Source organism: Microbacterium aurantiacum (genome assembly GCF_002872075.1).
In the GTDB taxonomy this organism is placed as follows: Bacteria; Actinomycetota; Actinomycetes; order Actinomycetales; family Microbacteriaceae; genus Microbacterium; species Microbacterium aurantiacum_A.
The window spans coordinates 1-22,833 of the sequence record NZ_PGGU01000016.1 but is presented as its reverse complement, the minus strand read 5'-3'; the positions used below and the strand labels follow the sequence as shown (position 1 = coordinate 22,833).

At 69.5% G+C, this 22,833-nt stretch carries 20 protein-coding genes; 15 read left to right on the top strand and 5 right to left on the bottom strand.

Annotated elements, in window-relative coordinates; translation table 11 throughout:
• Positions 1-12: 12 nt before the first annotated feature.
• On the top strand, positions 13-1,158 hold the full coding sequence (locus CUR96_RS10810; protein ID WP_102193326.1) for an epoxide hydrolase family protein: 1,146 nt from the start codon (positions 13-15) through the stop codon (positions 1,156-1,158).
• A 96-nt stretch (positions 1,159-1,254) separates the two neighbouring features.
• Here CUR96_RS10810 and CUR96_RS10805 read toward each other — a convergent pair whose 3' ends face one another.
• The 3 genes from CUR96_RS10805 to CUR96_RS10795 are packed head-to-tail and all read right to left on the bottom strand — an operon-like array spanning position 1,255 to position 3,587.
• On the bottom strand, positions 1,255-1,680 hold the full coding sequence (locus tag CUR96_RS10805) for a DUF1801 domain-containing protein (RefSeq protein WP_102193325.1): 426 nt from the start codon (positions 1,678-1,680) through the stop codon (positions 1,255-1,257).
• Positions 1,677-2,249 carry an HhH-GPD-type base excision DNA repair protein gene (locus CUR96_RS10800; protein ID WP_102193324.1) on the bottom strand — a complete coding sequence of 191 codons (573 nt, stop codon included), beginning with the start codon at positions 2,247-2,249 and terminating at the stop codon, positions 1,677-1,679. The genes CUR96_RS10805 and CUR96_RS10800 overlap by 4 nt, the downstream gene beginning before the upstream one ends.
• A 42-nt stretch (positions 2,250-2,291) precedes the next feature.
• The gene (locus tag CUR96_RS10795) at positions 2,292-3,587 is read right to left on the bottom strand and encodes a glutamyl-tRNA reductase (RefSeq protein WP_102193323.1); all 1,296 of its coding nucleotides are present in this window, start codon (positions 3,585-3,587) and stop codon (positions 2,292-2,294) included.
• 101 nt (positions 3,588-3,688) lie between these two features.
• Here CUR96_RS10795 and hemE point away from each other — a divergent pair, with 101 nt between their 5' ends.
• From hemE to CUR96_RS10740, 11 genes are all read left to right on the top strand, one after another.
• A complete protein-coding gene (gene hemE, locus CUR96_RS10790; RefSeq protein WP_102193322.1) occupies positions 3,689-4,732 on the top strand; it encodes a uroporphyrinogen decarboxylase in 1,044 nt (347 codons plus the stop codon).
• A complete protein-coding gene (locus tag CUR96_RS10785) occupies positions 4,729-6,246 on the top strand; it encodes a protoporphyrinogen/coproporphyrinogen oxidase (RefSeq protein WP_102193321.1) in 1,518 nt (505 codons plus the stop codon). The genes hemE and CUR96_RS10785 overlap by 4 nt, the downstream gene beginning before the upstream one ends.
• Positions 6,247-6,370: 124 nt before the next feature.
• On the top strand, positions 6,371-6,775 hold the full coding sequence (locus tag CUR96_RS10780) for a hypothetical protein (protein ID WP_102193320.1): 405 nt from the start codon (positions 6,371-6,373) through the stop codon (positions 6,773-6,775).
• Positions 6,775-7,182 carry a phage holin family protein gene (locus CUR96_RS10775; protein ID WP_102193319.1) on the top strand — a complete coding sequence of 136 codons (408 nt, stop codon included), beginning with the start codon at positions 6,775-6,777 and terminating at the stop codon, positions 7,180-7,182. Before CUR96_RS10780 ends, CUR96_RS10775 begins: the two co-directional genes overlap by 1 nt.
• Positions 7,169-7,441 (top strand): hypothetical protein, encoded by a 273-nt coding sequence (locus CUR96_RS10770; RefSeq protein WP_102193318.1) that lies wholly within the window; start codon positions 7,169-7,171, stop codon positions 7,439-7,441. Before CUR96_RS10775 ends, CUR96_RS10770 begins: the two co-directional genes overlap by 14 nt.
• Before the next feature lie 50 nt (positions 7,442-7,491).
• Positions 7,492-8,169: a hydrogen peroxide-dependent heme synthase gene (gene hemQ, locus CUR96_RS10765; RefSeq protein WP_102193317.1), complete on the top strand. Its 678-nt coding sequence runs from the start codon at positions 7,492-7,494 to the stop codon at positions 8,167-8,169.
• Between the two features lie 5 nt (positions 8,170-8,174).
• Positions 8,175-9,170, top strand: coding sequence for a hydroxymethylbilane synthase (gene hemC, locus CUR96_RS10760; protein ID WP_102193964.1), 996 nt, complete (start codon positions 8,175-8,177; stop codon positions 9,168-9,170).
• The gene (locus CUR96_RS10755) at positions 9,167-9,964 is read left to right on the top strand and encodes a uroporphyrinogen-III synthase (protein WP_102193316.1); all 798 of its coding nucleotides are present in this window, start codon (positions 9,167-9,169) and stop codon (positions 9,962-9,964) included. Before hemC ends, CUR96_RS10755 begins: the two co-directional genes overlap by 4 nt.
• Positions 9,961-10,947: a porphobilinogen synthase gene (hemB, locus tag CUR96_RS10750; RefSeq protein ID WP_102193315.1), complete on the top strand. Its 987-nt coding sequence runs from the start codon at positions 9,961-9,963 to the stop codon at positions 10,945-10,947. Before CUR96_RS10755 ends, hemB begins: the two co-directional genes overlap by 4 nt.
• Positions 10,948-10,972: 25 nt before the next feature.
• Positions 10,973-12,289, top strand: coding sequence for a glutamate-1-semialdehyde 2,1-aminomutase (gene hemL, locus CUR96_RS10745; RefSeq protein ID WP_102193314.1), 1,317 nt, complete (start codon positions 10,973-10,975; stop codon positions 12,287-12,289).
• A 405-nt stretch (positions 12,290-12,694) separates the two neighbouring features.
• Positions 12,695-13,144: a hypothetical protein gene (locus CUR96_RS10740; RefSeq protein ID WP_102193313.1), complete on the top strand. Its 450-nt coding sequence runs from the start codon at positions 12,695-12,697 to the stop codon at positions 13,142-13,144.
• Between the two features lie 76 nt (positions 13,145-13,220).
• Here CUR96_RS10740 and CUR96_RS18795 read toward each other — a convergent pair whose 3' ends face one another.
• A complete protein-coding gene (locus CUR96_RS18795) occupies positions 13,221-15,641 on the bottom strand; it encodes an ATP-binding cassette domain-containing protein (protein WP_245861203.1) in 2,421 nt (806 codons plus the stop codon).
• 112 nt (positions 15,642-15,753) lie between these two features.
• Here CUR96_RS18795 and CUR96_RS10730 point away from each other — a divergent pair, with 112 nt between their 5' ends.
• The 3 genes from CUR96_RS10730 (at position 15,754) to CUR96_RS10720 (ending at position 20,996) form a co-directional block, all read left to right on the top strand.
• On the top strand, positions 15,754-16,815 hold the full coding sequence (locus tag CUR96_RS10730; RefSeq protein ID WP_102193312.1) for an enoyl-CoA hydratase/isomerase family protein: 1,062 nt from the start codon (positions 15,754-15,756) through the stop codon (positions 16,813-16,815).
• A 207-nt stretch (positions 16,816-17,022) separates the two neighbouring features.
• Positions 17,023-18,750 (top strand): ABC transporter ATP-binding protein, encoded by a 1,728-nt coding sequence (locus tag CUR96_RS10725; protein ID WP_102193311.1) that lies wholly within the window; start codon positions 17,023-17,025, stop codon positions 18,748-18,750.
• A complete protein-coding gene (locus tag CUR96_RS10720; protein ID WP_102193310.1) occupies positions 18,747-20,996 on the top strand; it encodes an ABC transporter ATP-binding protein in 2,250 nt (749 codons plus the stop codon). The genes CUR96_RS10725 and CUR96_RS10720 overlap by 4 nt, the downstream gene beginning before the upstream one ends.
• Before the next feature lie 437 nt (positions 20,997-21,433).
• Here CUR96_RS10720 and CUR96_RS10715 read toward each other — a convergent pair.
• On the bottom strand, positions 21,434-22,833 hold a 1,400-nt coding region (locus CUR96_RS10715; RefSeq protein WP_102193309.1), incomplete at its 5' end, for a D-alanyl-D-alanine carboxypeptidase family protein.

Sequence of the window (22,833 nt, the reverse complement as noted above, 5' to 3'; positions counted from 1 at the left end):
ATCGTCGAAGACATGAACAACACACACCTCACCTTCCGCCCGTTCACCGTCTCCGTCTCGGCCGCAGAAGTCGCCGACCTCCAGGACCGCCTCGCCCGCACCCGCCTGCCGCAGCCGTCTCCCGTGGACGACTGGGACGCCGGCACGCCGAACTCCTACCTGCGCGAAGCCGTGGACGCCTGGCGCGCTTTCGACTGGGCCGCTGCCGAGTCGAAGATCAACGCGGTGCCGCACTTCACGACCGAGATCGACGGACAGAGCATCCACTTCATCCACGTGCGCTCGACGCACGAGGGTGCGACTCCGCTGCTGCTCGCGCACACCTACCCCGGATCGTCGATCGACTACCTCGAGATGATCGACCAGCTCGTCGACCCGGTGGCGCACGGCGGTCGGGCCGAGGATGCCTTCGACGTCGTGATCCCGGATGCTCCGGGCTACGGCTACTCGCAGCCCCTCGCCTCCGCCGGCTGGACCACGGCCCGGGTCGCCGCAGCCTACGACCAGCTGATGCGCGGACTCGGCTACGACAGTTACGGCATCCACGGCTCCGACAACGGCGCGATGGTCGCCCGCGAACTCGGCCTGCTGAACCCCGAGGGCTTCCTCGGCCTGCACGTCCTCCAGCTGTTCTCCTTCCCCTCGGGCGACCCGTCCGAGTTCGAGCGCCTGGAGCCGGCCGACTACGCGGGCCTCGAGCACATGCAGTGGTTCCAGTCGGTCGGCGGCTACAACGCGATGAACTCCTCACGGCCGCAGACGATCGCCGCGGGACTCAGCGACTCGCCGCTCGGGCTCCTGGCATACAGCGAGCTGTTCAACAACTTCGGCAACGGCACCTCGCTCGTGCCGCTGGAGAAGATCCTGCTCGAGGTCAGCGTGAACTGGTTCGCCAACGCCGCCTCCGGGATGAGCCGCAGTTACCTGGAGAACGCCCGCGCCGATGCCGGTGAAGAGGCGGAGCCTCAGATCAACGCGGCGCCGACCGGCGTCGCCGTGTTCAAGGACGACTTCCAGACGATCCGGGTGTTCGCCGAGCGCGACAACTCGAACATCGTGCACTGGAGCCGCTTCGACGAGGGCGGGCACTTCGCGTCGCTGGAGCGTCCCGATGTTCTCGCCGGCGACATCCGGGCGTTCTTCGCCGGGCTGCGCTGATCGCTCGAACCGAGACCGAAACCCCCGCTTGACACCGAGACCCCCTCCTGCCGACGTCGGCAGGAGGGGGTCTCGGCGACAGCAGGGGGTCTCGGGTCAGCCGGTGACCGTGAGCTGCACCTGATCGGTTCCGCCCGCCTCGACCCAGGCCAGGGAGCGTTCGAGGATGCCGCGGAGCACGTCGAGGTCGACCTGCTCGAGGTCCTTGATGTAGAGGCATCCTGCGCCCGTGGTGTGCGGACCCAGGTCTGCCAGTGCCTCTGCGTGAGCAGCGACGCCGTCGAAGAGATAGATCGTGGTCGCGGCCTTCCGCGGGGCGAAGCCGATCAGCCCGGAATCGCCCTCGGTTCCGGTGGGGTATCGGTAGTGACAGGATCCGAAGCCGATGATCGTGCCCCACGTCATCGGATCGCGCCCGGAGATCTCCTGCATCAGCGCCGTCAGCGTCTCGGCATCCCGCCGTCGCTTCTCCGGCGTCGCCCGAGCGATCAGGCCTGCGACGTCGTCGCCGGTGGGCTTCATGAGCCGGCCTTCGCCGCGGCCTTCATCGCCTTCTTGTGCTCGCGGACCTTCGTCAGCGATTCGGGCGAGACGATGTCGGCCACGCTGCGGAACGCGCCCTCCTCGCCATAGGGCCCGGCGGCCTCCCGCCACCCCTCGCCGGTGAAGCCGTACTGCTTGCCGAGGAGTGCGAGGAAGATCTTCGCCTTCTGCTCGCCGAAGCCGGGAAGGGACTTCAGCCGCTTCAGCACCTCGGCACCGCTCGGGTCGCCCTCGGTCCACAGTGCGGCGGCATCACCGCCCCACTGATCGACGAGCTCCTGGCAGAGCGTCTGCACCCGGGCGGCCATGGAACCGGGGAAACGGTGCACGGCCGGGGTCTGTCTGAACGCCTCGAGGAACTCGTCGGGGTCCATCCGGGCGATCGCGGCGGCGTCCGCGGCCCCGGTGCGCTGCTCGATCTTGAGCGGTCCGGCGAAGGCGGTCTCCATCGGGACCTGCTGGTCGAGGAGCATCCCGACCAGGAGCGCGAGCGGGTTGTCGGTGAGGAGTGCGTCGGCGGCGGTGTCTCCGGTGATGTGAAGGGCCATGCGACCAGTCTCGCACCGGGAGCCCCGCCGCGGGATGCCGTGTCAGGCGGTGGCGGCGCTCTCCGCGTCGTCCGCTGCGGGAGCGACACCGTACAGCGTCTCGAGGGCGGCTGCGAAGTCGTCGGCGCGGCCGGTGGCGGCGAGTTCATGCGCACGCGTCGTCGGCGTGTGCAGGAGGACGCCGGCCAGGTGACGCAGGGCCTGCTCGATACGGCCGTCCTCGTCGCCCCGCGCACGGGCGCGACCGACCTCGGACTCGAGCAGATCGAAGATGTGCGTGCGCAGCGCGACGATCGACGGGGTCACGCTCTGACGCGCGCCCACGACATGGAAGGTGTCGGCGGCGTCGCGGACGACGCTGCGCGCGGCATCCGTCGCCTGCAGTTCTTCCAGCGGGGCATGCCGCCGGATCGTCTCGAGGTCGAGCAGCGCGGTTCCCTCGACCTGAGCGACGGCGGGGTCGACGTTGCGCGGCATGCCGAGGTCGACGACGAGCCGGTTGCGGGTGCCGACCGGGCACCCGGCGGGGGCGATTCCGGTGGGGGCGCTCAGGTGCTCGGGTCCGAGGACGGGCTCGGTCGCGGTGGTGCACGTGATCAGCAGGCTCGAGCGCGACGCGGTGTACGCGTACTCGTCGGCGGCGACAGGACGGATGCCGTGCTTCGCGGCGAACGCCTCGGCCCTGCCGGACGGCGAGAACACCGAGATGTTCACGGCGCCGCGCTCGCGGAGTGTGGCAAGCGTGACGGCCGCGTAGGCGCCGGTGCCGACGAGCAGCACGCGCTCGGCGGACCAGTCCGCGATGCGGCTGTCGGCGAGCTCCAGCGCGAGGCGCACGAGCGATCGGCCGGCGCGGCCGAGGGCGGTGACGTTCTTGACCTTGCGCTGTGCCTGGCTCGCGCGCTGGAAGAGACGTTCGAGCTCGGGGGAGGTGGTGCCGTCCGTGCGGGCGGTCTTCAGGGCGCGCCGCACCTGACCGGCGATCTCGCCCTCGCCGGAGACCACGGATTCGAGGCCGGCCGCGACGGAGAAGAGGTGCTCCGCGACGTGCCGGCCGGAATGGACGGAGTAGGCGCCGTCGAGATCTGCGGCCGGAACTCCGGTGGCCGTCTCGACCGCCTCGAGCACGGCCTCGACGCCGATGGCGCCGGCCGCGGTGACCGGCTCGTCGATCTCGATGTACGCCTCGAAGCGATTGCAGGTCGCCAGGACGACCGCACCCTGCACGACCGGCGCCATGCTCACCAGGGTCGGAGCGACGTCATCGGGGGTGCGGCTCAGACGTTCGAGCAGATCGAAGGAGGCGGTCTTGTGACTCGCCGAGACGCAGAGCAGCACACATCGATTGTACCGGAGCTTGATTACCAAGAGGTTTCGCGGGGCTTGGCGACGGCCGGGCTCCACAGCGACTCATAGGGAGTCGATGGAAGGATGGTGCCATGCCCCTCTCCGATGCCCCGCTGCTGCGCGCACTCGCCGGTGACCGCCCCGATCAGACTCCGGTCTGGTTCATGCGTCAGGCCGGTCGTTCGCTGCCCGAGTACCGGGAGCTGCGAGTCGGAACACGGATGCTGGACGCCTGCCTCACACCGGATCTCGCGGCCGAGATCACGCTGCAGCCGGTGCGCCGGCACGGTGTGGATGCGGCCGTGTTCTTCAGCGACATCGTCATCCCCCTGCGTCTCGCCGGTGTCGACGTCATCATCGAACCGGGCCGCGGGCCCGTATTCGCGAATCCCGTGCGCACCGCGGCCGACGTCGACCGGATCACCGCGATCGACCCGGCGTCGCTGGACGCCACCGCGATCGCCGAGGCCGTCCGCCTGGTGGTGGCCGAGCTCGGCGACACCCCGCTGATCGGTTTCGCCGGCGCCCCGTTCACCCTCGCGGCGTACCTCGTGGAGGGCGGGCCGTCGAAGGAGCACCTCCGCGCGCGGGCGATGATGCATGCGGATCCGGCCTCCTGGAACAAGCTGGCCGGTTGGTTGGCGCAGATCTCGCGCACGTTCCTCGAGGCGCAGCGCGACGCCGGAGCATCCGTCGTGCAGCTCTTCGACTCATGGGCGGGCTCCCTCAGCCCGGCCGACTACCGTGCCTTCGTCGCGCCGCACTCCCGCGCCGCACTCGACGGAATCGGCATCCCAACGATCCACTTCGGCGTCGGCACCGGGCCGTTCCTCGCCGACATGCGCCTCGGGGGCATCGCCGACGGCGTCGGAGTCGACTGGCGTCAGCCGCTCGACGAGGCGGCCGCCATCCTCGGACCTGACGTCACCGTGCAGGGCAACATCGACCCGGCTCTCCTCTCCGCACCGTGGCCGGTGCTGGAGGCGCACGTGCTCGACGTCCTCGAACGAGGCCGCGCCGCGCGCGGGCACATCCTCAACCTCGGTCACGGCGTGCCGCCGGAGACCGACCCCGACCAGCTCACGCGCATCGTGGAGCTGGTGCACGCGCAGGCTGAACGCGGAGCAGCGGTGTGAAGGAGCCGGCCGGTCCCGAGGCGCTCGCCGCCCGCGCAGCCGCGACCCACGTCGTCGTCATCGGCGGGGGGATCGGCGGGCTGATCGCAGCGCGCGAGTGCGTGAAGGTCGGCATGCGTGTCACCGTGCTCGAGGCCTCGGATGCTCTGGGCGGAGCAATCCGCCGGGCGGACCTCGACGGCGTGCGCGTCGACTCCGGAGCCGAGAGCTTCGCCACCCGCGGGGGCCATGTCCGCGCCCTGCTGGAAGAACTCGGCCTCGCGGATCGGATCGTGACCCCTGCCGCCGGAGGCGCCTGGCTGGCCGGCATCCCGGGAACCGGGGCGGCGCCCCTGCCCGTCGGCGGCATCCTCGGCATCCCGGCGAATCCGTTCCAGGACGACGTGCGCCGCATCATCGGCTGGTCGGGCGCCTGGCGCGCCTACCTCGACCGCGTCCGCCCGCCGCTCACGATCGGCCATCAGCACAGCCTCGGCAGGCTCGTCTCCTCGCGGATGGGCTCCAAGGTGCGCGATCGCCTGGTCGCGCCGGTGACGACCGGGGTGTACTCCGCGTCGCCGGAGGACGTGGATGTCGATGTCGCGGCGCCCGGCCTCAACGCCGCGCTCACCCGCACCGGCTCGCTCTCGGGCGCCGTGCAGGCGGTGCGCGATGAGGGCGCGGCTCGCGCCGCGAAGGCTCCGGGCTCGGCGGTGGAGGGCCTCGACGGCGGGATGCACGTGCTCGTGGATGCACTCGAAGCCGAGCTCACACGCCTCGGTGCGACCGTGCGCACGCAGGCGCAGGTGCGGTCGCTCTCCCGGACGGGGGAGTCGTGGCTGGTCACGGCGGAGGTCGAACCGGATGCTCAGGCGGACGCCGACCTCGAGGTCGATGCCCTCGAAGACGTCGATCCCGTCGAGGAGTTCGAAGCCGACGCGGTCATCGTCGCCACCGACGAGAACGCCGCCCGCATGCTGCTCGACCCGCTCGTGCCAGGACTCTCCGCCTCGGCATCCGGATCGGCGGCCCCGGAGATCGAGATCGTCTCCCTGCTGCTCGAAGCGTCCGCGCTCGACGCCGCACCGCGCGGCACCGGCGTGCTCACCGTGCCCGGCAGTCACACCGCGAAGGCGCTGACCCACTCCACGGCGAAGTGGGGCTGGCTGCGCGAGGCCGCCGGCACGCGCCACCTCGTGCGGGTGTCTTTCGGCGCCCAGGGCGAGCCGCCGGCGACCGCGGACCTGGACGACGACGCTGCCGCGGCGCTCGCGCTGAGCGAAGCATCCGCGCTGCTGGGCGTGCCCCTTCCGCGGACCGCGCTCGTCGCGGCGCACCGTTCCCGCTTCGTGCAGTCGCAGCCCGCATCGATCATCGGGGCCGGCGAGCGACGTGCCGCCGCGCGTGATGCCGTGCGTGCCGTCCCCGGTCTCGCCGTCGTCGGGGCCTGGCTCGCCGGGACCGGACTCGCCCAGGTCGTCCCGGATGCGAAGGACGAGGCCGACCGCCTCCGTCGCGCCCTGATCTGGGACTGAACGGCGGCGTGTGTCAACCCCTTTCACGAATTGATGCCGAAATCGGCATACAGCGTTACGCTGGGTACCTGGCCGACGGGGATCGAAGCCTGCGGCTCGACCGGAACAACGTGAGGAGCACCCTATGAAGGGGAAGATCGGACTCGTCGTCGGGCTCGGCGCCGGATACGTCCTCGGGACGCGCGCCGGACGCGAGCGCTATGAACAGATCAAGAAGCAGTGGCTGAAGGTGTGGAACCTCGACCCTGTGCAGGACCAGGTCGACAAGGTCAAGACCTTCGCGAGGTCGCAGGCCGCCGCCGTTCCCGGCGCGGTCTGGAACGGCGCCGTGAAGGTCGTCCAGTCGGTGAGCGGGTCCGGCACGCCCGGTCATAAGCTCGACTCCGTCATCGCGACGGGCAAGGATGCCGTCGAAGACGTCGCTCGGGCTGCGGACGACACTGCGACCGAAGCGAAGAAGCCGTCGGCGGGCAAGCCGGCTGCGAAGAACTCGACGACAGGTTCAGGATCCGCGAAGAGCGGCAGCTGATGCTCCGCGGGAAACGCGACCGCGCCGACGACAGCCTGCTGACCCTGCTCGGCGACCTGCCCGAGCTCGTCACCAACCTGATCAAGGCCGAGGTCGACGCGGCGAAGAGCTGGATCTCGCGCACCGCGAAGGATGCCGGGATCGGGTCGGTCTGGTTCCTCGTCGCGCTCTTCTTCCTGTTCTGGGCTGTGCCGGTGATCCTCGTCTTCGCGATCGCCGGGCTGTCGTCATGGTGGCCGGTGTGGCTCTCGGCGCTGGCGGTGTTCGGCATCCTCCTGCTCGCCGTGCTGTTCTTCGCGCTGCTGGGCATCCTGAAGTTCCGCAAGGTCCTCGCGCGGCAGAATCCCGCGCAGGCCGTGGCTGAAGACATCCGACTCGTGAAGGACGCCGGCGATGACCGTATCTGAGAACACGCCCCGCACCGTCGTGCCCGCCGGAATCATCGATCCTGTCGCCTCGGCTCGTGCCGAGTTGAAGGCCGCCCTCGCGGCGATCGAGGTGAAGGGCAACTTCCCGCGCCGGATCGAGAAGGCTTCGCAGCGCGCTGCGGCGAAGGCACGCACGTTCGCCGATCGCAACCCGATCGGCGCCGTCGCCGCGGCGGTCGGAGTCGCGGCGATCGTCGGCGGTGCGGTCTGGGTGATCGCCAGGGCGCTCTCGCGCTGACGGAGGGTCATCCGGTCGCCGCCCTCTCGTAAAGAAGGCAGACTGGAAGCATGTCCGAAGAGCTCGAAGAGAACCCGTCCGGCTTCACACTCTGGGCCGTGTGGCGACGCCACCCCGAGATGCCGGTCACCGAGACCGATGCGACCGAACTCGAGACGATCGTCGGGTACATCGAGGACTCCGGGGTCAGGGTTCGCGGTTTCTATGACGTCTCCGGCCTCAAGGCCGATGCCGACCTGATGGTCTGGCTGCACGGTGAAACGGCCGAAGAACTGCAGCGGGCGCTGCGCCGCCTGCGTCGCACCGAGCTGCTGCGCACGCTGCTGCCGGTGTGGAACGTCATGGGCGTGCACCGCGACGCGGAGTTCAACCGTCAGCACGTGCCCGGCTTCCTGCGCGGCGTCGAACCGAAGCAGTGGCTGTGCCTGTACCCGTTCGTGCGCACGCCCGAGTGGTACCTCGCGCCCGAAGAGGACCGCCGCAAGATGCTCGCCGATCACGGACGCAAGGGCGCCGCGTTCACGGGCGTCATCGCGAACACGGTCGCGGCTTTCGCGCTCGGCGACTACGAGTGGCTGCTTCCCCTCGAGGCCGACGACGTGACCGAGCTCGTCGACCTGATGCGCGACCTCCGCTACACCGATGCGCGCCGCTACGTGAAGGAGGAGGTGCCTTTCTACACGGGGCGCCGACTCCGGTTCGACGAGATCGCCGACGTGCTCCAGTAGTGGCGATGAACACCCCGATCCGCCTGGGCACCCGCCGCAGCGCACTGGCGCTGGCGCAGTCCGGCCATGTCGCCACCGCCATCGAGAAGCTCTCCGGCCGCGCGGTCGAGCTCGTTCCCATCGTCTCCGAAGGCGACACAAACCGCGCCTCGCTGTCGGAGATCGGCGGCCAGGGCATCTTCGCGACGCGGTTGCGCGAGGCGTTGCTCGCCGGTGAGTGCGACATCCTCGTGCACTCGCTGAAGGACCTGCCGACCGCGATCCCGGACGGCCTGGTGATCGCGGCGACGCCGAGCCGTGAAGACGCCCGTGATGTCGTTCTCACCCGCGACGGCTCTCCGCTGCACGAGCTGCGCGCAGGCAGCACCATCGGCACCGGTTCTCCGCGGCGCATCGCGCAGGTGCACCGCAGGGCTCCGCACGCCGCCGTCGTCGACATCCGCGGCAACGTCGATTCGCGCCTGGCCCGCGTGCTCTCGGGCGAACTGGATGCCGTGATCCTCGCGGCCGCCGGCCTGTCGCGCCTGAATTCCGACACCGAACTGAAGCGCGAGGAGCTCGGGCTGGCCGAATGGCCGACGGCTCCGGGGCAGGGGTCGCTGGCCGTCGAGACGACGACCGGTGCTCCGGCCGAACTGCTCGCCGCGCTCGCCGCGCTGGATGACGAGCCGACCCGCCTTGCCGTCACCGTGGAACGCGCGATCCTCGAGGGTCTCGACGCCGGGTGCCAGGCGCCGATGGCCGCTCACGCCGTCGTCACCGGGGCGTCCGTGCGTGTCCGGACGGTCGTCTACTCGCCGGATGACGGCCGCCGGATCGGACTCGACGTCACGGAGACCCTGAACGGGGAGTATATTCGTCGGAACGGCAGTGGCAATGGAGCGGATGCTGCCGATGGTGCAGACCCGATGCACGCGGCACGCCTGCTCGGGTTGACTGTTGCCCGTCGGCTGCTCGAACAAGGGGCGGCTGAACTCGTCTCCCGAGAGCTTTCCTCATGACATCATCCGATTCCAAGCAAGACCGACCGCTCGACGGCTGGCGCGTACTCGTGCCCCGTGGCGGGCCGTGGGGCGACGGCGTCGCCGCCAGCCTGCGCACCCAGGGCGCCGTCCCCGTCGTCGCGCCGCTCATCAACTTCGCACCGACCACAGACCAGGCGGCTCTCGACCGCGCTCTGGAGCAATTGGCGGCCGGCGAGTTCGACTGGCTCACGATCACGAGTGCGACGACGGTCGATGTGCTCTTCGCCCATCGGGCCGTGGTTCCCCGCTCGACACGCATCGCCGCAGTCGGCGAGACCACGGCGGCAGCCCTCCAGGCGGTCGGCTATGAGGTCGACCTGGTGCCGGAGGACGACAACTCCGCCGAGGGTATGGCCGCGCAGCTCATCGCACTCGAGTCCGAGCCGCGCCGCATCCTGACACTGCGCAGCGAGATCGCGAAGCCGGTGCTCACCCGGTCGCTCATCGAGGCCGGTCACGACGTGCAGAGCGTCGTCGCCTATCGGACGGTGGGCGTTCCGGTCACGGAGCGCATCAAGCGCGACGTCGAGAACGGGCGCATCAACGCCATCCTCATCACCAGCGGCTCCGTCGCGGAGCAGGTGCGCGAGCAGTTCCCCGACATCCCGGACAACACGCTGCTCGCGGCCATCGGACCCCGCACCGCGAGCGACGCCCGCAAGGCCGGACTGCCGATCTCGGTCGTGGCGGATCGACAGACCGTCGATGCCCTCATCGACGCCGTCTCGCATTTCACACTTCCGCACGCGGCGGACGAGTTCGCGCCGTGAGCTTCCCCGATGTCCGCCTGAGGCGGCTGCGCCAGTCGCCGGCGGTTCGAGCGCTCGTGCGCGAGACATCGCTGGCTCCGGGAGATCTCGTGCTTCCGATGTTCGTGCGCGAGGGTCTCAGCGAGTCGTCGCCGATCGGCTCGATGCCCGGTGTCCTGCAGCACTCCCTCGACTCGTTGCGTGCCGCCGCGGTCGAGGCGGCCGAAGCCGGCGTCGGCGGGGTGATGCTCTTCGGCGTGCCGGCCGTGCGCGACGCGATCGGCTCGGGGGCGGACGACCCCGACGGCATCCTGAACGTCGCCACCGCAGCCCTCGTCGCCGAGGTCGGCGATGCGCTCGTCGTGCAGACCGACCTGTGCCTCGACGAGTTCACCGATCACGGGCACTGCGGCGTGCTCGCCGCCGACGGTTCGGTCGACAACGACGCGACGCTGGAGCGTTACGTCGCGATGGCGATCGCCCAGGCCCGGGCGGGGTCGCACCTGCTGGGCCTGTCCGGGATGATGGACGGCCAGGTCGCCGTCGTGCGCGCCGCATTGGATGCCGAGGGTTTCACCCAGACGCTGCTCCTGGCTTACGCCGCGAAGTATGCCAGCGCCTTCTACGGGCCGTTCCGGGAGGCCGTGGACTCTCAGCTGAAGGGTGATCGCCGCACGTACCAGCTCGATCCGGGCAACCGCAGAGAGGGCGTGCACGAGGCCGTCGTCGATGAGGCGGAGGGTGCGGACATCGTCATGGTCAAGCCGGCGATGGCGTTCCTCGACGTGCTGCGCGAGGTGCGCGACACCGTGAGCATCCCCGTCTGGGCGTATCAGGTCTCCGGCGAGTACGCGATGATCGAGGCCGCCGCCGCCAACGGCTGGATCGATCGCCGCGCGTCCGTGCTCGAATCACTGCTGTCGATCCGTCGCGCCGGAGCCGACACCGTCCTGACCTACTGGGCGACCGAAGCGGCGCGCTGGCTGCGCGAAGACGGTCGCTGAGCACTGCTTTTTCGAGGAGTCATCCATGACCGACCGCAATGACGACCTGTTCTCCGCTGCCAGGGCGGTGATCCCCGGCGGCGTCAATTCGCCGGTTCGTGCCTACGGCTCGGTCGGCGGCACGCCGCGGTTCCTCGCCTCGGCGCGTGGGGCGACGGTGACGGACGCCGCCGGCAAAGAGTACGTCGATCTCGTCGCGTCCTGGGGCCCGGCGCTCCTCGGTCATGCGCACCCCGAGGTCGTCGCCGCGGTGCAGGATGCCGCGACCCGAGGTCTCTCCTTCGGCGCGCCGACCGAGGGCGAGGTCGAGCTGGCGGAGCTCATCGCCGACCGTGTCCGGGTCGGTTCGGTCCGACCCGTCGAGCGCGTGCGCCTGGTGTCGACGGGCACCGAGGCGACGATGACCGCGATCCGTCTGGCGCGCGGCGCCACCGGTCGCGACCTGCTGGTGAAGTTCGCCGGTCACTATCACGGACACTCCGACGGGCTGCTCGCCCAGGCGGGTTCCGGCGTCGCGACGCTCGCGCTGCCCGGATCGGCGGGGGTTCCCGCGGCGATCGCCGCACAGACGCTCGTCATCGGGTACAACGATCCGGCGGCCTTGGAGGCCGTCTTCGTCGAGCACGGTCCGCGTATCGCGGCGGTCATCGTCGAGGCGTCGGCGGCGAACATGGGCGTCGTCGCCCCGCTCCCGGGGTTCAACCAGCTCATCGCCGACACCGCGCATGCGTACGGCGCGCTGATGATCTTCGACGAAGTGCTCACCGGGTTCCGGGTGCACCCGGCAGGGTTCTGGGGCCTGCAGGTCGAGGGCGGCGAGGAGTTCGTCCCCGACATCTTCACCTTCGGCAAGGTCGTGGGCGGAGGGATGCCGCTGGCTGCTCTCGGCGGCCGGGCGGAGATCATGGACCTGCTCGCGCCCGTCGGGCCGGTCTACCAGGCGGGCACGCTGTCGGGCAACCCGCTGTCGGTCGCCGCAGGGCTGGCCACGCTGCGGCTCGCGACGCCGGAGGTCTACGCCACGGTCGACGCCGCCGCGAATCGGGTGGCCACGGCGCTGGACGCGGCGCTGGCCGACGCCGGCGTGACCCACTCGGTCGCGAAGGCGGGGAGCCTGTTCAACGCCTCGTTCCGCGCATCCGCCCCGCGCGACTACGCCGAGGCGCAGGCGCAGGAGTCCTTCCGCTACGCGCCCTTCTTCCACGCGATGCGCGAGCAGGGGATCGCCCTGCCGCCGAGCGTTTTCGAGGCCTGGTTCCTCACCGCTGCGCACGGCGAGCAGGAGCTTCAGCGGATCGAGGCTGCGCTTCCGATCGCGGCCACCGCGGCAGCATCCGCCTGAGCACTGCCGGCTGAGACGACGACACCCCTGCGGCGATGCCGCAGGGGTGCGATGTGCAGCGGCGGGTCAGCCGCCGAGGCCCAGAAGGGCGAGGAGAGTGTTGAGGAGAGAGGTGATGAGGCCGAGTACAGCGTCCATTTTTCATTCCTTCTTCTGGTGGGCCGAAGCCCGTTTGGGGATAGCGCCCGGGGGGACGCGACTCCACTTTGACGCACTGGTATACCAAGCTGCAAGAGCGATGTTCGGCCAATGATGAGGGTGACTTTCGTCTAGGGCGATCCCGCTCATCCGTCCCGCTGAACGGGCATGCCGGCGCGGCGCTCGGACGGATCCGACAACCGGATCGTTGCCTTCCTGTGAACAAGTTGCAGCCAACTCGCGGGAAGGCGCTGGCAGACTGGACCCATGGTGACGTTGCTGCTGGATTCGACGCAACTGGAAGTTGTGCTCTCCCCGATCGAGCGCGCCGCGACCTTCCACAAGAAGAGTCTCCTCATCGCCCGAGACACCATCACCAAGGTGCAGCTCACCGATGACGCCTGGACGTGGTTGCGCGGCGTGCCCAACCCGGGGACTCACATCCCCGGCATCCTCGCGGCCGGAAGCTGGAAGTCCGCGGGCACGGTCGAATTCGTGCTCATCCGCCGTCGGCGCCCGAGCGTCGTGATCGATCTCGAGGGTGATGAGCAGTACGGCCGGCTCATCCTCACGACGAGCCACGGACTCGCCCTGACGCAGGCGCTGCGCCTGGACGTCTCGTCGGAGCCCGCCGACGTCGAGGAGATCGTGCTGACATCGCCCACGCCGGTCAACGCCGGTCGTCGCCGCCCGGTCATCCGGCCGCGCCCCGCCTGAGCGCGGCCGCCGGCACACGAGAAGGCCCTCCGGCACCCGGGGTGCGGAGGGCCTTCGTCACGCGAGAGGGCGGCGCTCAGTCGTGGTGACGGTGCTCGTCGCCGTGGTGGTCGTGACCCTGCTCATCGTGGTGCTCGTGACCGTGATTCTCGTGACCGTAGTTCTCGTCGCCGTGGTCTTCGTGACCGTGGTCGTCCTGATTCTGGTCGTCGTGCTCCTGCTCGCCAGGGCGCTCGTCACCCTGCGGCTCGGCGCTGTCGTCGCCTGACGCCTCGGGCTCAGCGGCCGGTGACTCGACGACGGCGCCGGCGAGCGGAACCGTGTCGATCACGCCGGTGGTCGCGACCGACCAGTGCGCGCGGTCGTCAGTGGATGACTCGCCCTCGGCGCCCGCCGGCGCCGGGCTCAGCGGGTAATCCTTGGGCTCATCCTCGAAGTACGCGCGTGCGGCTGCGGCGAGCATCGAGGACACCGCGGCGGAGCGCGGGTCGGCATCGTCGGATGCTCCGCCCTCGTCGTGCTCGTCGGAGTCGCGGTGCGAGTCGTCGTCGCCGTGGTCGTCGGAGTCGCCCTGCGAGTCATCGCCGCCGAGAGCGGCGAAGATCTCGATGCCCTCGTGCTCCTCGTCGCCGTCGACATCGTCGGCGTCGGTCAGGCTCTCGTCGTTCGCCTCGACAGGTGCGTCTTCGCCCGTCGAGGGCGCCTGCTCGATGCCTTCGCTCTCGCGTCCGGCATCGCCCTGGGCGGGCTCGGCGTCCCCGGGCTCGGCGTCTCCCGTCGCGTCAGCATCCACCGGTTCGTGAGCGGACTCATCAGGCTCGAAGACCGGGGAGAAGGCGGCCGTCGCGGCCGTCGCGGACACCGGGGCGGCCGTGCCGAACAGGATGTCGTCGAAAGAGGGCTTCGGAGCGTCGGATGCCTCGTCGGCGGACGCACCGTCGTCGGTCGCTTCCGGCTCAGACGTGGCGTCGTAGTCCCCGTCGGCGGATGCGACCGTCTCGTCCGTCGATTCCGCGTGCCATTCGATGCCAGTCGCGGCGGGAGCTTCGGCGTCGGCGTCGGCGTCTCCGGCGACCTCGGCTTCCGATGCCGGTTCGGCGTCGGCTGCATCGACATCGACGGACTCGGCCTCCGTCGGCGCGAGGCCCTCTGTCGCACCCTCGTCCACAACGACGTCGTCCTCAGTGACGTCGTCCGTACTGACCTCGTCAGAGACGGCTTCGTCCGAAACGGCTCCTGCACCCGCATCCGCGGGGGCGGCGTCGTCAACGGCGTCGCCGAACAACCCTGCGACGCCGTTCGAAGCCTCGGCGTCCGCTTCATCCTCGTCCGAGGATGCGCTCTCGTCATCCGCCCGATCCGCGACGACCGCTCCGAACAGCCCGGCCGCGCCCGCGGTGGCCACTCCGGCCGCAACCGGTGCCGCCATGGATGCGGCATTCAGGGAGGACCCGGCTTCGGGCTCTTCGGCAACCGCCCCCCGGTCATCCGCGTCCAGCTCGTCAGGCAGATCCGCGACCTCGCCGACCGGCGGCGACGCGAGCATGCCGTTGCGCTCGTGATCGACCAGCTGCGAGGCCACGGCCTCGGCGCGGGGCTCGAGCGTACCGCCGCGGACGAGATCGATGAAGACGTCCTCCAGGGTCGGCCCGCGCTGCACGAGAGCGCTCAGGGCGATGCCCGCCGCCGCCGCGACCGCGCCGACCGTCGCGGAGTCGCCACCGCGCACGGTCAGGCCGGAACGGAGCACCTCGACATCGAATCCTGCAGCCGAGAGGGCTGCGGTCAGGGCCGCCCGGTCATCGGCATCCACGACGACAGAGCCGGCGGCCGGATCGGCGAGCTTCTCGATGCCGCTCGCCAGCACGAGCTGGCCCTTCGAGAGCACGAGCACGTTGTCGGCGACCTGCTCGACCTCGCTGAGCACATGCGAGGAGACCAGGACGGTGCGGCCCTCGTCCGCGAGGCGGCGCATCAGCAGGCGCATCCAGCGGATGCCCTCCGGGTCGAGTCCGTTCGCCGGCTCGTCGAAGACGAGCGCGCCCGGATCGCCGAGAAGGGCGGTCGCGACGTTGAGGCGCTGACGCATGCCGAGCGAGTAGCCGCCGAGACGGGTCTCGCCCTCGCCGGCCAGGCCGACCATGGTGAGCACCTCGTCGATCCGCGACAGCGGGATGCCGTTCGCCTTCGCGGCGATCGTGAGCTGACGGTTCGCGGTGCGACGCGGCCGGTACGGAGTCTCCTCCAGAACCGCGCCGATCGTGCGCAGCGGTTGCCGGAGGTCAGCGTAGGGAACCCCGCCGATCGTCGCCGTTCCCGACGTCGCGCGCACCTGACCGAGCAGGATCCGCAGCGTGGTCGTCTTGCCGGCCCCGTTCGGGCCGAGGAAGGCGGTGACGACACCGGGCTCGACACGGGCGGAGAAGTCGGAGACCGCCGTCACATCATTGAAGCGCTTCGTCACGCGCGTGAACTCGAGCACCTGTCCTTCGGGCATCCGCGACCTCTCCTTGCGTGGCAGTTCCTCCCTATCCTGCCGGAGAATGCCGCCATATCCTGCATTTTGCGCGCGAACCGGCGGGTGCTGCGATCGGAGTAGCCTGGCACGCGTGACCGATCCCGCAGCCGTTCCCCGTGTCCTCGCTCGCACGGAAGGAGCGCTCGGACACCTCACGCTGAACCGTCCGGAGGCGATCAACGCCCTCGACCTCGGCATGATCGACCTGCTCACCGACGCCCTGAGCGCCTGGTGCGACGACACCGACGTGCAGATCGTCCTCATCGACGGCGCCGGCGAGCGCGGCATGTGCGCCGGCGGCGACGTGCGAACCCTGCACGCGCAGATCGTCGCGGGGCACCCCGAACGCACCGCGGAGTTCTTCCGCTCCGAGTACGCCCTCAATGCGATGATCGCGGAGTACCCGAAGCCCGTGGTCGCGCTCGCCGACGGCATCACGATGGGCGGAGGGATCGGCCTCGCCGGTCACGCCGCCATCCGCATCGTCACCGAGCGGTCGAAGCTGGCGATGCCGGAGACGCGAATCGGCTTCACGCCGGACGTCGGCGGCACCTGGCTGCTCGGCCGGGCACCGGGGCGGTTCGGCGAGTACTTCGGCCTCACGGGCAGCGCCATGAACGGAGCGGATGCCGTGTACCTCGGCTTCGCCGACCACTTCGTGCCGTCGGCGAACCTCGAGGCGCTCCGTGAAGCGCTGGCGTACCGCGCGGATCCGAGCAGCCCGAGCGAGATCGTGCTGCTCTTCGACGAGACGCCGGAACCCTCGGCGCTCCCCGCCGACCGGGAGTGGATCGACGAGGCGTTCTCGGCACCCACGGTGGCCGGCATCATCGAGCGGCTGCGCGCGCCGGGCACACCGGATGCCGCGGCCATCGCCGATCTTCTCGAGGATCTCTCGCCGACCGCGCTCACGGTGACGCTCGAGGCCGTCCGGGAGGCGCGCGAGCTGCTGGGCCTCCGCGCGGCCTTGGAAGGCGAGTACCGTCGTGTGCTCTGGTTCGCCGAGCACCACCCCGACCTCGTCGAGGGCATCCGCGCACAGCTGATCGACAAGGACCGCACCCCGCACTGGAAGCCCGCGTCGATCGCGGAGCTCGAAACCGACGCCGGAGCCGGCGCCCGCGAGCACGTTCCGGCCCAGCCGCTGTTCTGAAACAGTCGCGGATGCTGGGGCATCCGCTTCTTCGCCCGGATCCAGAAAACCGGCACGGGCCAGGGATTCGTTCGCTGTCAGCGAAGGTCCCCCTTAAGGGGGATACGAATGTCGGGCCTTCGTGGCACTCTTTGTTGTGGCCGATTGTCGGCCGGCATCCGCCTGCCGAGAAATCCGCCGTTCTCAACCCCTCAAGGAAGTCCGCCTGTGCTGGGAAAACTCCTCGTCCGCTATCTCTCTCGATATCGATGGCTGCTGCTCGGCGTGCTGGTGTTCCAGTTCGCCAGCGCCCTGGCAGCCCTGTACCTCCCGCGCCTGAATGCCGACATCATCGACAAGGGCGTGGCGCAGGCCGACACCGGGTACATCTGGCGCACCGGCCTGTTCATGCTGGCCGTGTCGTTCGGCCAGATCGTCGCCTCGGTCATCGCGACCTACTTCGCGGCACGCGCGGCGATGGGCGCCGGCCGTGACATCCGCGCCGATGTCTTCTCCCGCGTCAGCGGCTTCTCCGAGCGCGAGGTCTCGGTGTTCGGCGCCGGCTCCCTGATCACCCGCAACACGAACGACGTGCAGCAGGTGCAGATGCTGGCGATGATGGGCGCGACGATGTTCGTCACCGCGCCGCTGCTCGCCATCGGCGGCATCATCATGGCCGTCCAGCAGGACGTCGGACTGAGCTGGCTGATCGCCGTCTCGGTTCCGGTGCTGCTCATCGTCGCCGTGGTCATCATCAGCCGGATGGTGCCGCTGTTCCGCAGCATGCAGAAGAAGATCGACACCGTGAACCGCATCATGCGCGAGCAGCTGACCGGCGTTCGCGTGGTCCGCGCCTTCGTGCGCGAGGGCATCGAGGAAGAGCGCTTCCGCGGGGCGAACACCGACATCATGGTGGTCGGTCGCAAGATCGGCTCGCTCTTCGTGCTGCTCTTCCCGCTGTTCATGCTGATCCTCAACGTCACCGTCGTCGCCGTGATCTGGTTCGGCGGCATCGAGGTCAACGCCGGCAACGTCGAGGTCGGCACCCTGTTCGCCTTCATGCAGTACATCGGCCAGATCATGATGGGCGTCATCATGTCGAGCTTCATGGCGATGATGATCCCGCGCGCGGCTGTGTCCGCCGAGCGCGTCGGAGAGGTCCTCGATGCCGAGGCCGGCATGAGCCGTCCCGAGAATGGCGTCGTCGACTTCGCGACCCCGGGTTCGGTCGCCTTCGACGACGTCGAGTTCACCTACCCCGGTGCGGAGTCGCCGGTGCTCAAGGGCATCAGCTTCGCCGCCGAACCGGGCGAGACCGTCGCCATCGTAGGGTCCACCGGAGCGGGCAAGACGACGCTCATCTCGCTCATCCCGCGCCTGTTCGATGTGACCGGCGGAGCCGCGTTCGTCGGCGGCACCGACGTGCGCGAGGCCGACGTCGAGGCGCTCTGGAAGAGCATCGGCCTGGTGCCGCAGCGTCCCTTCCTGTTCACCGGCACCGTGGCGTCCAACCTCCGTTACGGACGTGAGGAGGCCACCGACGAAGATCTGTGGCACGCGCTCGAGATCGCGCAGGGTCGCGACTTCGTCGAGGAGATGCCCGATGGCCTGGAGTCGCGCATCGCCCAGGGCGGTACGAACGTCTCCGGAGGGCAGCGCCAGCGTCTGGCCATCGCCCGGGCCATCGTGCACCAGCCGCAGATCCTCGTCTTCGACGACTCCTTCTCGGCGCTCGACCTCACCACGGATGCACGTCTGAGGCAGGCGCTCTGGCGAGAACTGCCGCATGTCACGAAGATCGTCGTCGCGCAGCGCGTGTCGACGATCACGGATGCTGATCGCATCGTCGTCCTTGAAGGAGGAACCATGGTCGGTGTCGGCACCCACGAGGAGCTGCTCGAGACCAGCAAGACCTACCGGGAGATCGTCGAATCGCAGCTGGGGGTGGACGCATGAGCGAGCAGAATCCTTCGACCGGCTCAGGGCCCCAGAAGCCGAAGAGCCGCCGCGAGCGCTCGGCGACCGCCGGGGCCGTCACGACCGTCGAACCGGAACTCACCGACGAAGAGAAGTATGAGGCCGAGCTCGCCGAGCAGGCGCGCCAGAACTCGGGCGACTGGGACAGCGTCGCGCCGGGAAAGGCCGACAACTTCGGCAAGAGCTTCGGCCGGATGGTCGGGCTGCTGAAGCCGTCCGCCGTCTGGTTCGTGTTCGTGTCGATCCTCGGAGCCATCGGCGTCGTGCTCACCGTGGCCGCGCCGAAGGTGCTGGGCGAGGCCACCAACATCGTCTACGAGGGGTTCATCTCGAACATCCTCGCCGACAACGGCGTGCCGAAGGAGCTCAGCCAGGACCAGGTCGTCGAGATGCTGCGTTCGCAGGATCAGAACGACTTCGCGAACATGGTCGCGGCGATGAAGAACTTCGAGGTCGGCGCCGGCATCGACTTCGAGCGCCTGCGCTGGATCATCGCGGCCGTGCTGGCGATCTACGTCGTCGCCGCGCTGCTGACCTGGATCCAGGGCTACGTGATCAACGTCATCATGGTGCGCACCATGTGGCGCCTGCGTGAGTCGGTCGAGGCGAAGATCAACCGCCTGCCGCTGTCGTACTTCGACAAGGTGCAGCGCGGCGAGCTGATCTCCCGCGTCACGAACGACATCGACAACATCACGCAGACGATGCAGCAGTCGCTGTCCGGCGCGCTCACGTCGGTGCTCACCGTCATCGGCGTGCTGGTGATGATGTTCTCCATCTCGTGGCAGCTCGCGCTGGTCGCGCTGGTGTCGCTCCCGTTGATGGGCGTGATCTTCGGCGTGATCGGGCCGCGTTCGCAGAAGGCATTCGGGACCCAGTGGCGCAAGGTCGGCCGCCTGAACGCACGCGTCGAGGAGGCCTTCTCGGGTCACGCGCTGGTCAAGGTGTACGGCCGCGAGAAGGATGCTCTGGAGAAGTTCCAGGTCGAGAACGAAGAGCTGTACCAGGCCGCGTTCAAGGCGCAGTTCCTCTCCGGCATCATCATGCCGGCGATGACCTTCGTCGGCAGCCTCAGCTACGTCGGCATCGCCGTGCTCGGCGGTCTGATGGTCGCCAGCGGCCAGCTCCGCCTGGGCGACGTGCAGGCGTTCATCCAGTATTCGCAGCAGTTCTCGCAGCCGCTGGCCGAGCTGGGCGGCATGGCCGCGGTCGTGCAGTCCGGCACGGCGTCGGCCGAGCGCGTGTTCGACCTGCTCGATGCGGACGAGCAGGAGCCGGATGCCGCTGACGCACCCGAGCTCGTCGAGGGCAAGGGCGTCATCGAGTTCGAGAACGTCCAGTTCTCGTACACGCCGGAGCGTCCGCTGATCAAGGACCTCTCGTTCCGGGTGAAGCCGGGCCAGACGGTCGCGATCGTCGGCCCGACCGGTGCCGGAAAGACGACGCTGGTCAACCTGATCATGCGCTTCTACGAGCTCAGTGGCGGCCGGATCACGCTGGACGGGCAGGATATCGCGGAGATCACGCGCGACGATCTGCGCTCGCGCACCGGCATGGTCCTGCAGGACCCGTGGCTGTTCGCGGGGAGCATCCGCGAGAACATCCGCTACGGACGTTCCACCGCCACTGACGAAGAAGTGCTCGCAGCCGCGAAGGCGACGTACGTCGACCGCTTCGTGCACGCGCTTCCGGAGGGCTACGACACGGTTCTCGACGAGGACGCGTCGAACGTCTCGGCGGGTGAGCGTCAGCTCATCACCATCGCCCGCGCGTTCGTCGCCCAGCCGTCGATCCTCATCCTCGATGAGGCCACGTCGGCCGTCGACACCCGCACCGAGCTGCTCCTGCAGCACGCGATGGCGGCGCTTCGTCAGGGACGCACGTCGTTCGTGATCGCGCACCGTCTGTCGACCATCCGCGACGCCGACCTCATCCTGGTGATGGAGCACGGCGACATCGTGGAGAAGGGCACGCACGACGAGCTCATCGCAGCGCAGGGCGCCTACTGGCGCCTGTACCAGTCGCAGTTCGAGCAGGCCGCGACCGATGTCGACGCCGAGCAGGCCCTCACCGGGTCGACTCCGGTCGTCGTCACCGGCGAAGCCGAGGAAGCGGCGGAAGCAGCGCGGGTCGGCGCCTCCGTCGGTGCCGGGCTGCCGGCGGCCGAGATCGCTGCCGCAGAGGCGATTCTGGAAAGCCCCGAGTCTCCGGACCGCAAGGCCTGACCACCATCACGCAGACGCCCCATTTCGCTTCGCGGAATGGGGCGTCTGCGTTGCACCTGGTTGGGGCGCCGGGGGTGTGTGCCCAATGGGGGTTGCTTGGGGTGGCACCTGCTGTCGGTATCACAGCGGGATAGCGACCACAGGTGCCACGTGAGGATGCTGGCGCGATGGCGGTGGCGGCGGTGGGTCCCGGTGGCACCTGCTGTCGGTATAGGGGTGAGTTAGCGACCATAGGTGTCACCTGGACGTGCTCAGCGCGGTGGCGGTTGGTTTGGGGTGGCACCTGCTGTCGGTATCAGAGTGGGATAGCGACCACAGGTGCCACTTGAGGATGCTCATGGTGGCGGCGGGGCTGGTTGGGGTGGCACCCGTCGTCGCTGTGCGGACGAGATGGCGACCAGAGGCGCCACCTCATGCCGGGCGGATGCGCGGGCGGATCAGCGCTGGGTGGACTCGGCGATCCCGAACAGCTCGAGCGGGTGCGTCAGACGCCACCACGGGCTCGGTCCGGCCACATCGTCGGAGAGGGTGAGCTTCGTCTCCACCGTGTTCAAGGGGCCCACCGTCGTGAGGGTGCCGACCGTTTCTCCGGCCACCTGCGTATCGCGAAGGTCGAACTCGGGCGTCGCCGTTGCGGCGGCGGCGTTCCAGAGCACGACCTGGGCATCGGCGTCCGTCACGATCTCGGCAGTCTCGCCCCACACCGTCTGCACCTCGCCGACGACCGTGCCGGCGGGCACGGTCGGGCCCTGCGCCACCAGCGCGGCCTCAGCTTCTGCGAAGAGCGTGCGGGTGACCGCCAGACGCTCGTCGTTGCCGTTCTGACCGAGGACAGCGGCGTAGAGACGCACGGTGACGTCGCCGACCGGCACGTCCTTCGCGGTGAGGAGGTTGTAATACTCGAGTGTTCCCGTCTTGATGCCGACGACACCCGCATCGGCGAGCATCCCGTTGCCGTTGGTCACCACGCCCACGCCGGGGATGTCCGCCGATTGGGTTCCGACGATGCTCGCGAACACCGGGTTCTGCATGGCTCGCTGGGCGAGTTCGATCAGCGCCTCCGGCGTCGCGGTGTTCCCCTCATCGAAGCCCGAGGGGGTGACCACGGTGATGCCGTCGAGTCCGCGGTCGCGCAACCACACTGCGGCGGCATCGGCGAAGGCGCGCTCCGAGCCCCAGATCTCGTCGGCCAGCCGGTCGATGTAGTTGTTGGCGGAACCCAGCAGGATGCCCTGCAGCATCTGGAACTCGGTCAGGCTGCCGTCGACGGGAACGTCCAGGGCGGACTGATCCCCGATCCGGTACTCCCAGTAGTCCTCGCTGTCCTGGAGGGTGAAATCGAAAGACGGGCCCTGCTCGCCGACGGCGAGGGGAAGCTCGTCGAGCACCATCAGCGTGCTGACGACCTTCGTGATACTGGCGATACCGGCCTCGTCGAGGCTGGACGAGACCGCACCGACGCCTTCGACGCCGACTCCGGCGCTGCCCTGAACGGGCCAGGTGAAAGTCGCGGCCGGCACTGACGTCACCTCGAACTCGACCGCCTGTACGGTCGGCGCGATCGCGTGCAGCGGCCAGAACAGCGTCGTTCCCGCGTACGCACCGACGAGCCCCGCGAGGATGCCGAGCGGCACCAGAGTCTGCGGCCGGGCGAACCCGCTGCGCAGCCGGGCACCCGTGAAGAGGCCGGCGCCGTCCGTCGAGGTGACCGGGTCATCGAGCGTCGCGGAGCGGGAGTCGTCGGCGACCGCCGCGACATCGACCCAGGTCAGTGCCGTCGCCCCGCGCCCGGCCTCGGCCCAGCGCGCGCCCGACGCGGATTCCTCCGCGTCGGGCG

Coding starts and splice junctions, on each gene's coding strand:
- CUR96_RS10810 (WP_102193326.1), top strand. CDS start 13: ATGAACAACACACACCTCACCTTCCGCCCGTTCACCGTCTCCGTCTCG.
- CUR96_RS10805 (WP_102193325.1), bottom strand. CDS start 1,680: ATGAAGCCCACCGGCGACGACGTCGCAGGCCTGATCGCTCGGGCGACG.
- CUR96_RS10800 (WP_102193324.1), bottom strand. CDS start 2,249: ATGGCCCTTCACATCACCGGAGACACCGCCGCCGACGCACTCCTCACC.
- hemE (WP_102193322.1), top strand. CDS start 3,689: ATGCCCCTCTCCGATGCCCCGCTGCTGCGCGCACTCGCCGGTGACCGC.
- CUR96_RS10780 (WP_102193320.1), top strand. CDS start 6,371: ATGAAGGGGAAGATCGGACTCGTCGTCGGGCTCGGCGCCGGATACGTC.
- CUR96_RS10775 (WP_102193319.1), top strand. CDS start 6,775: ATGCTCCGCGGGAAACGCGACCGCGCCGACGACAGCCTGCTGACCCTG.
- CUR96_RS10770 (WP_102193318.1), top strand. CDS start 7,169: ATGACCGTATCTGAGAACACGCCCCGCACCGTCGTGCCCGCCGGAATC.
- hemQ (WP_102193317.1), top strand. CDS start 7,492: ATGTCCGAAGAGCTCGAAGAGAACCCGTCCGGCTTCACACTCTGGGCC.
- hemC (WP_102193964.1), top strand. CDS start 8,175: ATGAACACCCCGATCCGCCTGGGCACCCGCCGCAGCGCACTGGCGCTG.
- CUR96_RS10755 (WP_102193316.1), top strand. CDS start 9,167: ATGACATCATCCGATTCCAAGCAAGACCGACCGCTCGACGGCTGGCGC.
- hemL (WP_102193314.1), top strand. CDS start 10,973: ATGACCGACCGCAATGACGACCTGTTCTCCGCTGCCAGGGCGGTGATC.
- CUR96_RS10740 (WP_102193313.1), top strand. CDS start 12,695: ATGGTGACGTTGCTGCTGGATTCGACGCAACTGGAAGTTGTGCTCTCC.
- CUR96_RS18795 (WP_245861203.1), bottom strand. CDS start 15,641: ATGCCCGAAGGACAGGTGCTCGAGTTCACGCGCGTGACGAAGCGCTTC.
- CUR96_RS10720 (WP_102193310.1), top strand. CDS start 18,747: ATGAGCGAGCAGAATCCTTCGACCGGCTCAGGGCCCCAGAAGCCGAAG.